Source organism: Ralstonia sp. VS2407, assembly GCF_052950655.1.
This window is the reverse complement of record NZ_JBRFVG010000009.1, coordinates 1-12,761: the sequence shown is the minus strand read 5'-3', so window position 1 is coordinate 12,761 and position 12,761 is coordinate 1. Positions and strand designations below refer to the sequence as shown.

Below are 12,761 nucleotides of genomic sequence, written 5' to 3'. Positions count from 1 at the left end.
CAGATCGAGATCAGACGGAGAGTGGTTGATGAAACGTCTTAACGGCCCATTCAAGACGGTTGCGGCGTGCGCGCTTGCCGCCGCTTCTGTGTTGGCACACGGTGCGGAAGCGGGCGACTCCGCAGATGAGTTGCTCGGCAACGCCACGCTCGCGCTCAAGCGCATCGACGCGGGCGACTACACCGGGCTCTGGCAGCAGACCGCGCCTTTCGTGCGGGGGTTCTACACGCCAGACCGCTTTGCCAGTGGGCTCACGCAAGCGCGCAAGTCGGTCGGGGCGGTCAGCCAACGCGGCTGGGCATCCGTTACGCGGCTCACCTATACGAAGGTCAAGGATGTTCCCGATGGCCTGTATGCGAACGTCGACTACGCAACGCGGCTGACGGATGGCCGCGTCATCTACGAGAAGGTGAGCTTCCAGCTGGGAGCAGACGGGCATTGGTACTTCACCGGCTATGACCCGCGTCAGAACCAGGAGGCCGAGACGCAGGCAAAGAAGTGACCGCGTGGCGCCACAAACCAGTGCGGTCTGTCTGATCCAGGCATCGGTCTGCTTTGCCGAGCCGCTGGCGCCCGGCAATGCAGATGCGGCAACCGATGAACGATCAACTAGCCCCGCCGTGCCGCCTCAATCGTCGCAATGTCGATCTTGCGCATCGTCATCATCGCGTCGAAGGCGCGCTTGGCCGCTGCGCGGTCCGGGTCGGTAAAGGCCGCCGTGAGCGCGCGCGGCGTGATCTGCCACGACAGCCCCCACTTGTCTTTGCACCAGCCGCACGCGCTTTCCTGACCGCCGTTGCTGACGATGGCGTCCCACAGCCGATCCGTCTCGGCCTGATCGTCGGTCGCAATCTGGAACGAGAACGCCTCGCTGTGCTTGAACTGCGGGCCGCCATTCAGCCCCAGGCAAGGAATGCCCGCCACGGTAAATTCCACCGTCAGCACATCGCCCTCCTGGCCGGCCGGGTACTCGCCCGGTGCGCGGTGCACAGCGGTGACTTTGCTGTCAGGGAAGGTCTTGGCGTAGAAGTTGGCTGCGTCCAGCGCATCGCGGTCGTACCACAGACAGATCGTGTTCTTGCTGACCATGCGTGTCTCCTGAAGAGCGGGCATCGGCGTGTGCGGTCGAGGCATTCCACAGAGTGCGCGTGCCCGTGAGGTGAAGTGGATGCCATTGCCGTGGCTTGCACTCTCGCACATTCCTACGGCAGAGGCGGGTACGGATTCTCGTAGGACTGACGCATCCGTCATGCCGGCTCGGGCAGCTTGGCGATCACCTGGATCTCGAACTGGAAACCATAAAGCCACGTCATGCCAATGCCTGTGAGCGTGGGGTAGGGCGCCTCGCCCACTTGCTCCAGCGCGAGGTGCTCCAACGAGATCATCGCGCTGGACGGAACGACGAGCCCTTTATCGGGCTGATAGCGCCCCCTCAAGGTCGGGGTCCAGTTCCTCTAACCTCACAGTGCTTCGAGGAAGGGGGCGGGCTTGCTCGCCAGCAAACATCTGGAACACGCGATCGCCAATGCTTTTCAGTCCGTTCAACATGTCCGACGGGCTCATGCTCATGAGTGCCTCGATGCCACGCGCAGCGGCATGCCCCACTGGCCCCGGCATCGTCAAGTTCAGTGCGCTCATCGCGATCGAGCCGACCAGCAGTCCACTTACCCCGCGCTCCATGAAGTCATTCGCTGCTTTGTTGGCCGCGAGTACCGCGAGCATGACCAGGCTCAGTCCAACAAACGTCTTGAACTCTTCCAAGGCGTCTTTGCGGCTTACGTTCTTGTCCGCCATCAAGCTGAACATCAATGCGGAGGTAAAGGCAGCGTCGGACGCGAGGTCCACAGTTCCGATCTTGTCAGGCAGCATCAAAACCGTCGTTGCTGTGCAAACCGCGGTCGAGAATAGAGCGAGCGCGAGTTTTGCGGAGCGGTCGCTATTCTGTGCGTGCCCCTCGGCGGCCGGAAGACCGATGCACTCGGCGAGTTCGTCTGCAATGCGTTGATAGGCGTTGACCGCAATCGCCACCTGCTTACTCAAGTGGGGGCTCAGCTCACGGCCGTGCTCCGTAATGAACCTATCCTTGGCGCCATTGAGCATCTGCTGGTCCATCTCGACCGCGTTTCTGACTGCGTCCAGCGCGGCTTTCGTTTCGGAAGAGAGCGCCACGCCTGCCTTGCGCAAGTCTGGATGTTTCGACCCGGTGCGCCAGACGTTGTACTTGTCCCGAATTTCTTTCGACAGAAAGCCGCCAAACAGGGCACCGGTCGATACGGCGCCGGCCGCAATGTTGAACGCCGGGCTGTCGTTCAGGAATCGCAGGCCGCTGACAAACGTAGGCAGGGCAAACTCCACCGCTTGCACCGTGTTCGCGTAGTAGCGCGCCATCGCACGGTCTTTCAGGAGATTGTTGTCTGTCGTCGGCGTGCGAATCATGCCGATGGCTTCGACCATTGCTTTGGCCATCAGCGCCACAATTTCCGCTTCAGTCTTCTGTTGCCGTGGCTTCGTCATGAGCGGGATCATCAACGGCAACGGCGCGAGCAGGGCGTTCAGGCCAATAACCTTTGCGGCACGTTCGCCGAGCGGTTTATCCGTTTGCAGAGCTTTAAGCGTGACCCCCACCTCATCAAGGCGCGCTTTGAATCGCGTTGCCAGCGCGCCATCGAGCCCAGCGCTATCCAGATGCGTCTTCAACGCCGAAACGTGGCTGACCAAGCGATCCAGCCGGGCGCCATCGCCATCGGCATTGGCCTCGTCCGTGGGGGCCCGCAATGCCCCGATGAATTCATGATCGTTGGCTTGGCTCAACAGTGTGCGTATGTCGGCCATGTTCCATAGCCGTTGCATGACGCCGGCTTGCGAAGATGTCGCCAATGGCATCGACGCGTCTTGCGTGCCGCCCGGCGGGACTGGCCCGTGCGCATCACCGATGTCGACGCTGTGTTCGCTCCTGGCGCTAGAGGTGGGTGTCCTGATTTCGCTTACGCCGGGGCTACGAGCGTGCTGTCCCGTCGCGACGGAACGTTGACTGGCTGTTGCCAGCCTTCGGCCGGACGCTCGGCGTGTTTTCGTCTCTGTTGAGTCGTCGGACAAAGCGGCACCGAGCCGCGCCGGAAGGCTGCGCGTGCGGCGAAGCCCATGCAACGGGCTACCTTCCGCCACGGAAGACCGTGATGCACCCGCTGATGCAACGTGAACTTCATTCCCGGGAGTGTGACTCTGCTCAGCAACCGTCGGCATGGCGACGTTACCGGTTGGATTGATTTTCATCGTTTCGAGACTCCAATTCCGTACACCGTGACTGCGGCAAGCGCTGCCTACGGCGTCGAGGTATGCGCCATATGGCAAGTGAACGTTCCACAGTACGTTGGAGCGTCGATAAAGGTCACGGATAACGCGAAGGGCAGGGGAACGTGACGAAACTCTCCGATCCGGTATGGCGAAACTTCGTATCCGGTCGTGTTCTTCGACGCGCTGCGGATGAAGTTTCGGGAGGATGCCGTAGTACGCAGCCAGGCCGCCGATCTGGCGCTGGCCGGGTCCTGTCCGACGGCACGCGCGGCATCCGGGGCCTGGGGTGGCCGTGACCGCAATCCGCGCCTAAATATTTCAAATAGGTGTCAATTTGATGACAAATGCGTCGAATCGCAGAGGAATTGCTGCCACACCGGAATATCACTCTTCGGAGGGATGTGTGAAGGAATTGTGAAAGTTATGCTGGGGTAAAAGAAAACAGGCGGGGCCGACACATTGATTGGCACCGCATCAGTCGGGGTACGTCATGAAATTCGCCATCCTTACCAGCAATCCCTCCAGCTTTGCGTTCGTGACGGCTTGCCTCTCAGCGCAAGACGTGACGTGCGAGCGATTCGACGATGCATTGGCGTTGCTGCGCGCCCGGCGCAGTGAGGTCTTCGATCTGCTGATGATCGATGCACAGCTATTCAGCACGGCCGGCAAACTCGTGCTGTCCTGGCGCGAGTGCAACGCCGATATGTGCTGGCCAACGCTGGTGTTCGGCAATTTTGTCGAACGCGCCGAAATGCGGGCCGTTTTTGACAGCGCTGTCGATGACTTCATCACCGGCCACTTCACCGCCGAGGAGTTGAAGGCGCGTGTACGCCGCATCCTGCGCAGCGCCGAGCACGGCACGCAGCAAACCGAGTCCGCCACGCGTGCGGTGGTCGGGCCGTACCGTTTGTGCCGGCTTACCCGGACGGTGACGTTGCACGGCACCCCCATCCGTTTGACCGCCCGCGAATTTGCCACGGCCTGGCTGTTGTTTTCGTCTTCGGGGGCGTTCCTGTCACGTCAGCAGATCGCTTCCGCAGTGTGGGGGACGGACGCCAGCGTTGCAGAGCGCTCCATCGAACAGCACGTCTACAAGCTGCGCAAGAAGCTGTGCTTCGGAAAGGCCACGGGGGTCGAGCTCAAGACGGTCTATGCGCGTGGCTACCAACTGGCGGTACATGAGGAAGAGAGGCAGGCGACGACTATTGCGTCTGCACTACAGCTGGCCGCCTGAAGGCAAACGCCTGCCCGATGCCGCCACGCGCTCTGCAGCAGCGCCGTTGGCCGGCTACCGCGCTGCGCTCTGCGGAATTCCTCGATGGCCCTTTTATATATAGGGAGGGGCGGCGGGTCGGTCGCGCTCAGTTAGCGCCGCCCGTTGTTGCACCAGCCGGTGCGGATGCGGGGGCCGGGCCCGGCGTGGGTGCAGGCGGCGTGGTCACCGCAGGAGCCGATGCCGGTGCAGCATCAACTGGCGCCTTCGATGCCGGTGCAGAAGCCGGCGCAACCACAGGCGCCGCCGCTGGCGTTGAAGCGGGCACAGACGCCGGCGCAGCAGCCGGAGCCGAAGCCGGCGCCGCCACCGGCACAGGCGGCGCGGCCGGCGTGGGCACCACCGGCGTCGTCATCTTCATCGGCTCGCCCTGCGGCGTGGGGGCGGGCTCGGGCAGCGGGGCCACGTGTTCCTTCTCTGCCGCCTTGGCCACCTTGCGGTCATGGCGGGCCGGGTCGATCTTCAGGAAGTGGTCGACCAGGTTGAAGTAGCGCTCGTAGAACACCCCGGCCGGAATCGTCTCGCTTGCCACCTTCACCATCGAATCGTCACCCGAGCCAATGGGCAGCGACACCGAGCCCAGGATGCTCAACCCCACGCTTGCCGACGTGCTCGTCTTCTTGAGCGTGTAGCGGTCTTGCACCGCGTTCACATAGGCCGTGCTCGACGTGCCCTCGGTATTGGCCTCCGCGCACACCACGTGGAAGGAGATCACCACGTGCGAATCGTTGCTCGGCTGGAAATTCTTGCTGCCGTCGATCGTGTCAGCGCGCGGCGAACTCGACACATACCCCTGGCTCAACAGCGCCCGGCGTGCCGCCTCGCACGTCGCGTCGGACTTGGCGTGGAAGGTGCGCGCATACGGGCTTGCCGCCGCATCGAACTGCTCCTGCTGATAGAGCGGCGTGGGCGCAGAGCTGCACGCAGCCAGAGCGGCAGCCATGCTGGCAGCAGCGCACAAAACAGACAACGGACGGAAGCGGTAGGGCATGGCGTTGGGTAAAAGGGCTTGGCCGGGTGACGTTGCGGCCCGGTGGCCACCGCAGGTGCGGCGCAAGTTTTGTGCGCGGCACGCGGTGGGGGCTTAGGCGGGTGGCCGGGCGACATTATAAGTTTGTCCGGTGACACGTCACCCCCGCCAGGTGTGTCCGTCCCGCGCATCAAGAAGGCGCTTCACCCTGCCCGCAAAGCCAACGCCATTGTTGAGATTCACTCGGCTCTCCAGGGGCATAGGGTCACTTCGCAAGACGCACAATGACTTCGCCTCGCTTTCTGAGCCACGCGCGAGCCGCACTATGCTAGGGACTTACCCTCCCTCGCAAAAGAGAACGAACCTTGGGACTCTGCATATCCAAACAAAGCACCACCTACGTAGACCGGCACGACTCGATCAACAACACGCAACGCGAGAATGCAGCCGTCAGCCCTTCCACTAGCGCGGAGGTCAATACGCATGCGTCCCCCTTCTCGCAATTGCCGCGCCGAGCTCGCAGAAAAGCCGAGAGCTTGGCCAACACGCTCAGACTTGCTAACAACGTCAACCCCCAGCTAGCGCACTATGCACAACGGGTATTGGACACGGTTACCACTAGCCAAACTACCCGAGAAATCAGCAACCTCGACGCACGGAACCTAGCGATCCTGGCAGATACCTATAACGATAAGTATCCGGGGCTGAACCTGCAGTGTGCGAGAACGCCGACGGAATTCCGGGCTGCTCTGGCTACCACCCATGCAGCGAGTTGGCGCTCCATTGCTATTCTGGACCCGCGAGGCTCGCACCGAATCGCAATTGACGTCCGCACACATGACGATGGCCGTCGATCCTTGCTTGTCATGGAAACGACCCAAGCACTCAAGCATGACCCGCATGGGCAGCCAATGCTTCAAAACGGCTACCACGAATTCATCGACGCTCTAGATCATGAATTCGGCGCCAACGCCAGGATGGCGGTGATTGATGTTAAAGCGCAAAAATCCAAAATTGGTTGCCAACCTTTTTGCTTCAACTTCGCATTACATGCATTTCATCACTCTCAATTCTTCGATGATCTGCATCAACGCTTGCATGACCAAGGGGCATGTTTCCAGAGCGGCAATAAATCTGCGCATGTGAATGGCACGGAATATATCGACGGAACAAAGATCCTGCCAGCGGTCTTCTACAAGCACGCTGAATCACGCGGCACCGTCGACACGGTAGTTAAGGCGCAGCCGGGCCTGGCGCATAAAAATGTCAGCACGAGCAACAACGGTCCTACCGAGACACTGAGAGAGCGAGTCAACGCGTTTCGCATCCAACGCGATGCGCTCGCGTACAGCATGTCTATCGAAGCTTCCCGCATGCACAAGATTCAGGAGGCCATCGTGCATGATTCCAGAAGCAACAGTTCGGAATCCTGAACTGACGCCTAGGGATCGTGTTCAGAGGCCAGAGGCGTATCGGGGCGACGTCTGCGGTCAATTCGTCGGTCGGTCTTGTTAGCGGCGCTAAACCTGAATCGCCCAATGCGTTGATTCGTATCGGGGTTTGCCGCTTCACACCTGGCCGGGCAACAGGCCGCCGTGTGGCGAAAATTCTTTGTTTGGCGTAACGCACGACATCAAAGCAATGAAAATTCAGTCCACCGCCAACGGCACTCCGATGCCGTCGCTAGATTCACCACAGCCCCAGCCGCAATCGAACATGCCGTCAGAGGTGTCCGCTCGGATTGCACACGCCCCGAATTTGCAGCGTGGTGCGCTACCCAAGGCGCCATTTCGCGACAGCAGGGCTGTTCACCACGTGAGCAGCCCAGGACTTCGCTTGCGGGCGAAGCTTCCAGTAGGCGGTGCTTGCGCTTCTGCCCATCGGACAGGAGCCAGCGCGTAAGGCATGCCCCGTTTGAACAAGCCTCTGCACTTGCGCAAGTCGGGGAGTCGAGAGCCGCTTGCGTTGTATTTTCCGCCGCTTGGCTTCATTCGATTGCCAATGACTCGCTGACAAGCACCGGAAGAATGGAGCATTTCAGTCAGGTCCAAACGCTTGAGGGTATTAGCGCGCAACAACAAGGCTACCGTCAGCATGAATTGGCGATTCGGGGCCAACGCCGGCCGTACCGCGAGTGGTTTGCGCCTGCGTTCCAGCACTACGGGGTGCGGCTTGGGGCGGATGTCGTTGTCGATGTGATCAGTCACGAAGAACAGGCAATGCAGACCTTGGCAAACATGTTCGCCCAAGCCAACGCATCCCACGTGGTCGTCATCATGCGAATCAACGGCGATAACCATGCGATTGCCACGCATCAATCGGGCAACCATGTTCACGTATTCGACCCCAATCACGGTGAATACCGTCTTCGCCACGCCGAACTCAAGGATGGCTTGCGCAACATCATCCAGGCGTACTCCGACAGATTTCCGGTTCCAGAGTTACGGGTATTGCCGGCATACCCCTGAATCCCACGAGCAGTTGGGTGCTATCGAAGCGCGTGGGGCGGCTGGTCGATCAACGATCCGTCGATCAGTCATTACGTCACCCGAAAGCTGGTTGCCGGCTTTCGGGTTTTTTTTCGTCTGCGCTGGTCGCAATGCTGTGGCTGCGAACTCAGACGCGTCTGAGCAGCGTGATGTCGCCAGAGCTGTTCACCGTTGCAAAACCCGTTGGCTCTCTTGAGAACAACGGCGTGGGGCCTGCCAACCACCGGCACAACGGGAAGTCTGTGAAGTTGCCTTGCAACACGTCTTGCAACTGCAAGTCCGCGCCCAGTTCAAGCTCCCAGCCTCCAGCAATCGCAAACGTATCGGCCACACGGCTGACGGCTTGTGCCGCATCTAGAAGGTAGGGCTCCAGTTTGGAGAGCGCCACACTCAGCGGCACAGGCAAAGACACCACAAATCTCGCCCGCATGCCATTGCTTTCCGTATGGATGCTGCTGCGCGAGCCATCGAGCAGCGCCACCCGGTTGCCATAGACGAAGAGCAGTTCATGCTCGCCGGGCTGTTCTTCAAGCAGGCGCGGGACTGCGGACCACGCTTCGCATTCCGACGCGCCGGTCACGTAGTTGATGCGGAAAACCTCCTTGGGCTCGCCATAGAACCGAGCAAACGCAGTTGCCAGTGCGGAAATGGTCATGAGCCGATCTGGTGGCGATGTTGGCCGCTCCAGCATGATCGCGACGTTCATGTGCTCGGGCATGGCGTTGGAGATTGGGGTGGCGTGTGCAGGAAGTTGCGGTGGCTCCTTGCTGCGTCGAGCCTATGGCCGGTTGTCATTGAACGGCGCGTTGCGCAATGTCTTGGCGATTTCATCCTGGCGCCGCCGCCCCATTTCCGGATCGATGCTGGTCAGCAACTCTGTTTGCTTGCTGAACATCAATCGCCGGAAGTCCTGTCCGGGAATGCGGTGCGCCAATTCATAGGCGCACGCCATGGAAAACGTCACACCTTCGAATATCCAGTACAGCAGTTCGTCCAGATCGGACGTCGATTTGCGGAATACCTCGGTGCCCCGCTCAACAGCAACGTAGTGATATTGCCCGGCCCCAACCTCGATATGTGGATGGGCAAAATCGGCGGTGTATCCGAACGTCGGATGGGCGTTACCCGGCGCGGCGACTCGTTCAGCCAGGCGCGCGACTTCGGCCTCAATCTCTGCGAGCGTTCTCATAACGGTGGTCTGCGAAGTCGCCAGAGCCAAGTGCTCCATGGCGCTTTGTATGTCAAGCAAGGTGCTGGGCGGAGATGCTAACGCAGCGAAGCGGCGCCTGTCAGCGCGGCCTGTGACATGCCCAATTCTTAATTCAGATTTTCGTCAGATATAAATCAGCCCCGCCGTTTCGATCTTTATCAACCCCCGCCCAAAAAACCACCCAGAACCCCACCAACGGGGGCAGCGCAATCCCAACGCATCGCCTATGCTATTTCCCAATTAAAAACCGGCGCCCTGGTTTGAATCGGATTATCAGAGAAAGCGCCTAGTCCTAAATATCTAAAAAGCATTAGGCCGGGGGCGGTAGATGGGGCGGAGGAGAAAACAAGCATCCACCAGCGACATGCTGTTGGCCCTGCCGTGGTGGATGCTGGCCATTGGCTCGGCGGCCAGTTACCTGATTCTTCACAACATCCTCCCAGCGGCGTTTGGCGCCAACCCGCTGTTGAGCGCCATCGGCATGCTGGCGCGCGGGCTGGCCTGGATGCCCGCGCTGCTGCTCGGCTTCTTTGCCGTGCTGTCATACCTGCGGGAGCGCAGCCGGCAGGCCGATGCCCGGCTCGGGCCCCCGCGCACGGAACCGACTGGGCGAGCCCGCCCGCCGAAGGCACCGCCCCAGCCCGCCCGGAACGCCGCGGGCAGCAACACACCCAACCCGCCTAATCCGCCTAACACCACACGCAACACCACTGCACCCACGCAAGCCCCCACGCGGGCAGAACCCGCCACGCCCCAGAGCTGGACGCTGGAGGCCATCCAGTCGCTTGAGTGGAAGCGGTTCGAGCTGCTGTGCGTGCAGTACTACGAGCAGATGGGGTTTGCCGTGAAGACGGTGCCGCACGGCCCGGACGGCGGCATTGACGCCACGCTGTACAAAGCCGGCCTGGATGCGCCCGTGGCGGTGGTCCAGTGCAAGGCGTGGTCCAAGCCCGTGAAGGTGGAACAGGTGCGGGCGCTGGGCGGCTCCATGCTGGCGCACAAGGTCAAGCGCGGCGTGTTCTGGTCTTTGTCCGGTTATGTCGGCAACCCGGTGCAGGAGTTTTCCGAGCTTGCCGGTATCCAGCTATTGGACGGGCCGGCGGTGCTTGAGCGCATCCGCGCGCTGGCGGAAGACAAGCAGGCCGCGCTGCTGGCGAAGGTGTTTGAGGGGGATTACCGGACGCCTTCGTGCCCGGCGTGTGGGGTGAAGCTGGTGGCGCGGAATGGGAGGAGTGGGGCGTTTTGGGGGTGCAGCAATTACCGGACGGGGTGTCGGTATACGTTGCAGATGGGGCGGTCTTCCTAGTCCTCATCTCAACCGAGGCGGACGCCTCAACTTGTCCACAGTGTCCTTAAGCAAGGTGTGCTGTAAGTCCGCATTTCTGCCGCGGTTTATAAAAATTGAATAATTGTCCAAAATAGGAAAGGGGAAAAAATGGCCAGAAAAAGAATGTATTCGGTGTCGGGCATCAACATCCGTGTTCATAAGGCGGGACACGACGTAAAGAACTATGTTGAGCTCTGGCGCGCGTTCTGGAATCAGCGTCAGTCAATTACTCACGCAAATACGGCGCTAATGATCGGAGATATAAGGTTCGAGAACGAAGATGATCCGGAGTCGCCAATCTATGGCTACCTTTATAGATTTTTAGATATTGGAAAAGACGAGCCGTGGTTTGATATTGAGAGGCATAAGCAGGCGGATCCGAGGGATGTAAATCAAATAATAATTCCAGAAAAACTTAAGGCTTCGCTAAAAGAGATTCCGTATTTTTTTGATGTAAAGAAGCATAAGCTATACTTTATCCGTAAGGAGATGGAGACTGGTGTTTCGCCCTGGATGGTGTTAAAGCTAATTCAGCGTTTGGGGGCGGCGCAAATCGTGATCGATAGATTTGGTAGGGTGGATGCGACAATTCTAACGGATCAAAGTAAGCTCGAGGAGTTATATGAATGGCAGGTTATAAAAACAATTGAGGTTTCGATCGAGCGGCCGAATCCGACGGATTACGACGACGAACAGGAGGTATTTAGGCGGATGAAGGCCCGCGGTGTGTCGGAGGAGAAATTCGGATTCAAGAAGGCGCCTGACGCGGATACTATTGTTCCCGATGAGCAAATGAAGGCAATTGTTACTGTTGGTGCAGACAACGGTGCCGTACAAGCAAAAGGCATTGAGGCGTCTGGAAAGCCTGTTGAAATATCTTCAAAGGATATTCCTCGTCTTGAGCGCACTCAGTATGATCAAAACACTACGACTCTAATGGATTCTTTCAAGGCATTTGTGCGAGAGGGATTTAAGAGGTTGAGAAATGGCTAGGCAGCCTGAATCATCAGAGATAAAAACTAATGTTGAGTTGATTATTCTCTCCTGGAAAATCGCAGAGAGATGGAGGGGGGTATTCAAATCTTTTGATTTTTATGTTGCGATAACGGTCTGCTCACTTTCCTTTCATTTTTGGTTGTATGGAAAATGGTGGGAGCAGGTCATTGGTGTTGTGCCGAACGTTCTTGGGTTTACGCTTGGTGGCTTCGCTATTTTCTTGGGTTTTGGGAGTGAGGCATTTAAGCGAATGCTAGCGGCAGGGAGCGATGTTGATGCTTCTCCATATATAAGTGTGAGTGCGTCGTTTCTCTACTTTACGCTGCTCCAAGTAGCCGCTCTGCTCATTGCGTTTGTTGCGAATGCAATGCACTTCGAAACTCCGAAAATCCTCATCGGCTACAAACCGTTCATTAGGGTAATTGATGTTGTTGGATCAGGTTTTGGGTATTTTGTATTCATTTACAGCATTGTGTTGGCTCTTCGAGCGGCATTGAGGATTTTTAGACTGAGTCGATGGTATGCATTTTTCTTGGCTCAGGAAGAAGCTGAAGAAGCTCAAGGCGATCAAAATTTAGTTCCGTGAGTTATGCAGCTTGATCCATTGGGGTGGCGCCGTTAGACTATACGACGCTGCGAAAACAACCGCAGCCGGGACTGCAATCCCGATCGAGATAACCGGAGAAACTTCTCAAGTTTCCTCCGCTGCTGTCGTTCGCCCTTCGGGCGGGCCTCGGCAGGGAGGGCTCCGGCCCTGCCGTCTTGTTATCTCGTCGGTATTGCAGACCTTGTCGTGTGCCCGCCCACCCTCCCAGGTGGGTGGCTCCTCACTCAACCGGAGGCAAGACAATGGATCAACCGACCCAAGCCGTACCCATCCCACGCGGGCATCGCCCCGCAAATTGCTGCTCCACCTGCATCACGCAACGTCCTCCGTCCGGAGGTGCCCGATGAGCCTTGAGACCAACATCCTGTATGCACAAGGCGCCCTGAGCGCGCGGGATTATCTGCGGCGCACGCAGATGCACATGAAGATGCACCGCCAGTTCGAGCCGCATACGCTGCGCTTTGAGCTTCAGTTCCACGTCAAGGACAAGGCCCTCGATTACCAGGCCGGGTTCATGGACGCGATTGGGGCCTACATGCTGACCACGCTCGATGGCGTGACAGTTGACCTGTACCGGTGGGAAGTGCTGCAAGTG

At 59.0% G+C, this 12,761-nt stretch carries 13 protein-coding genes and 2 pseudogenes; 9 read left to right on the top strand and 6 right to left on the bottom strand.

All coding sequences use genetic code 11. The annotated features are described in order from the left end of the window. Positions 1 to 28 precede the first annotated feature (28 nt). Complete coding sequence (locus ACU8YE_RS15745) at positions 29 to 502, top strand: DUF4019 domain-containing protein (protein WP_446929120.1); 474 nt, start codon at positions 29 to 31, stop codon at positions 500 to 502. A 107-nt stretch (positions 503 to 609) separates the two neighbouring features. Here the strand turns inward: ACU8YE_RS15745 and ACU8YE_RS15740 are convergent, their stop codons facing one another. From ACU8YE_RS15740 to ACU8YE_RS15730, 3 genes and pseudogenes are all read right to left on the bottom strand, one after another. Then, positions 610 to 1,089: a VOC family protein gene (locus ACU8YE_RS15740; protein ID WP_446929119.1), complete on the bottom strand. Its 480-nt coding sequence runs from the start codon at positions 1,087 to 1,089 to the stop codon at positions 610 to 612. Between the two features lie 158 nt (positions 1,090 to 1,247). Further along, a pseudogene (locus tag ACU8YE_RS15735) lies at positions 1,248 to 1,352 on the bottom strand (Rid family hydrolase); the annotation flags it as partial. Positions 1,353 to 1,410: 58 nt separating this feature from the next. After that, a complete protein-coding gene (locus ACU8YE_RS15730; RefSeq protein ID WP_446929118.1) occupies positions 1,411 to 2,832 on the bottom strand; it encodes a hypothetical protein in 1,422 nt (473 codons plus the stop codon). Between the two features lie 612 nt (positions 2,833 to 3,444). On the opposite strand from ACU8YE_RS15730, the pseudogene ACU8YE_RS15725 reads away from it, so the two are divergent. Then, positions 3,445 to 3,578, top strand: a pseudogene (locus ACU8YE_RS15725) (transposase); the annotation flags it as partial. A 206-nt stretch (positions 3,579 to 3,784) separates the two neighbouring features. After that, the gene (locus ACU8YE_RS15720; protein WP_316869411.1) at positions 3,785 to 4,528 is read left to right on the top strand and encodes a response regulator transcription factor; all 744 of its coding nucleotides are present in this window, start codon (positions 3,785 to 3,787) and stop codon (positions 4,526 to 4,528) included. 127 nt (positions 4,529 to 4,655) lie between these two features. Here the strand turns inward: ACU8YE_RS15720 and ACU8YE_RS15715 are convergent, their stop codons facing one another. Continuing rightward, a complete protein-coding gene (locus ACU8YE_RS15715; protein WP_446929117.1) occupies positions 4,656 to 5,558 on the bottom strand; it encodes a DUF2242 domain-containing protein in 903 nt (300 codons plus the stop codon). Between the two features lie 344 nt (positions 5,559 to 5,902). Between ACU8YE_RS15715 and xopJ the strand changes: the two genes are divergently transcribed. Then, positions 5,903 to 6,970, top strand: coding sequence for a YopJ family type III secretion system effector XopJ (xopJ, locus tag ACU8YE_RS15710; protein WP_446929116.1), 1,068 nt, complete (start codon positions 5,903 to 5,905; stop codon positions 6,968 to 6,970). Between the two features lie 162 nt (positions 6,971 to 7,132). Then, positions 7,133 to 8,005, top strand: a complete 873-nt coding sequence (locus ACU8YE_RS15705) for a YopT-type cysteine protease domain-containing protein (RefSeq protein WP_446929115.1) — start codon at positions 7,133 to 7,135, stop codon at positions 8,003 to 8,005. Positions 8,006 to 8,153: 148 nt separating this feature from the next. Here ACU8YE_RS15705 and ACU8YE_RS15700 read toward each other — a convergent pair whose 3' ends face one another. Then, entirely contained in the window at positions 8,154 to 8,732 is a 579-nt protein-coding gene (locus tag ACU8YE_RS15700; protein WP_446929114.1) for a hypothetical protein, read from the bottom strand. Positions 8,733 to 8,804: 72 nt separating this feature from the next. Then, the gene (locus ACU8YE_RS15695; RefSeq protein WP_446929113.1) at positions 8,805 to 9,215 is read right to left on the bottom strand and encodes an Imm63 family immunity protein; all 411 of its coding nucleotides are present in this window, start codon (positions 9,213 to 9,215) and stop codon (positions 8,805 to 8,807) included. A 349-nt stretch (positions 9,216 to 9,564) separates the two neighbouring features. On the opposite strand from ACU8YE_RS15695, the gene ACU8YE_RS15690 reads away from it, so the two are divergent. From ACU8YE_RS15690 to ACU8YE_RS15675, 4 genes are all read left to right on the top strand, one after another. Continuing rightward, positions 9,565 to 10,542 (top strand): restriction endonuclease, encoded by a 978-nt coding sequence (locus tag ACU8YE_RS15690; protein WP_446929112.1) that lies wholly within the window; start codon positions 9,565 to 9,567, stop codon positions 10,540 to 10,542. A 153-nt stretch (positions 10,543 to 10,695) separates the two neighbouring features. Then, positions 10,696 to 11,556 carry a DUF4747 family protein gene (locus ACU8YE_RS15685; RefSeq protein ID WP_446929111.1) on the top strand — a complete coding sequence of 287 codons (861 nt, stop codon included), beginning with the start codon at positions 10,696 to 10,698 and terminating at the stop codon, positions 11,554 to 11,556. Then, positions 11,549 to 12,145 (top strand): hypothetical protein, encoded by a 597-nt coding sequence (locus ACU8YE_RS15680; RefSeq protein WP_446929110.1) that lies wholly within the window; start codon positions 11,549 to 11,551, stop codon positions 12,143 to 12,145. Before ACU8YE_RS15685 ends, ACU8YE_RS15680 begins: the two co-directional genes overlap by 8 nt. Positions 12,146 to 12,509: 364 nt before the next feature. Further along, a partial coding sequence (locus tag ACU8YE_RS15675) for a hypothetical protein (protein WP_446929109.1) occupies positions 12,510 to 12,761 on the top strand: 252 nt, incomplete at its 3' end.

Excerpts from the sequence above, each read along its gene's own strand:
- ACU8YE_RS15745 (WP_446929120.1), top strand. The coding sequence starts at position 29 with ATGAAACGTCTTAACGGCCCATTCAAGACGGTTGCGGCGTGCGCGCTT.
- ACU8YE_RS15740 (WP_446929119.1), bottom strand. The coding sequence starts at position 1,089 with ATGGTCAGCAAGAACACGATCTGTCTGTGGTACGACCGCGATGCGCTG.
- ACU8YE_RS15730 (WP_446929118.1), bottom strand. The coding sequence starts at position 2,832 with ATGGCCGACATACGCACACTGTTGAGCCAAGCCAACGATCATGAATTC.
- ACU8YE_RS15720 (WP_316869411.1), top strand. The coding sequence starts at position 3,785 with ATGAAATTCGCCATCCTTACCAGCAATCCCTCCAGCTTTGCGTTCGTG.
- ACU8YE_RS15715 (WP_446929117.1), bottom strand. The coding sequence starts at position 5,558 with ATGCCCTACCGCTTCCGTCCGTTGTCTGTTTTGTGCGCTGCTGCCAGC.
- ACU8YE_RS15700 (WP_446929114.1), bottom strand. The coding sequence starts at position 8,732 with ATGAACGTCGCGATCATGCTGGAGCGGCCAACATCGCCACCAGATCGG.
- ACU8YE_RS15695 (WP_446929113.1), bottom strand. The coding sequence starts at position 9,215 with ATGAGAACGCTCGCAGAGATTGAGGCCGAAGTCGCGCGCCTGGCTGAA.
- ACU8YE_RS15690 (WP_446929112.1), top strand. The coding sequence starts at position 9,565 with ATGGGGCGGAGGAGAAAACAAGCATCCACCAGCGACATGCTGTTGGCC.
- ACU8YE_RS15680 (WP_446929110.1), top strand. The coding sequence starts at position 11,549 with ATGGCTAGGCAGCCTGAATCATCAGAGATAAAAACTAATGTTGAGTTG.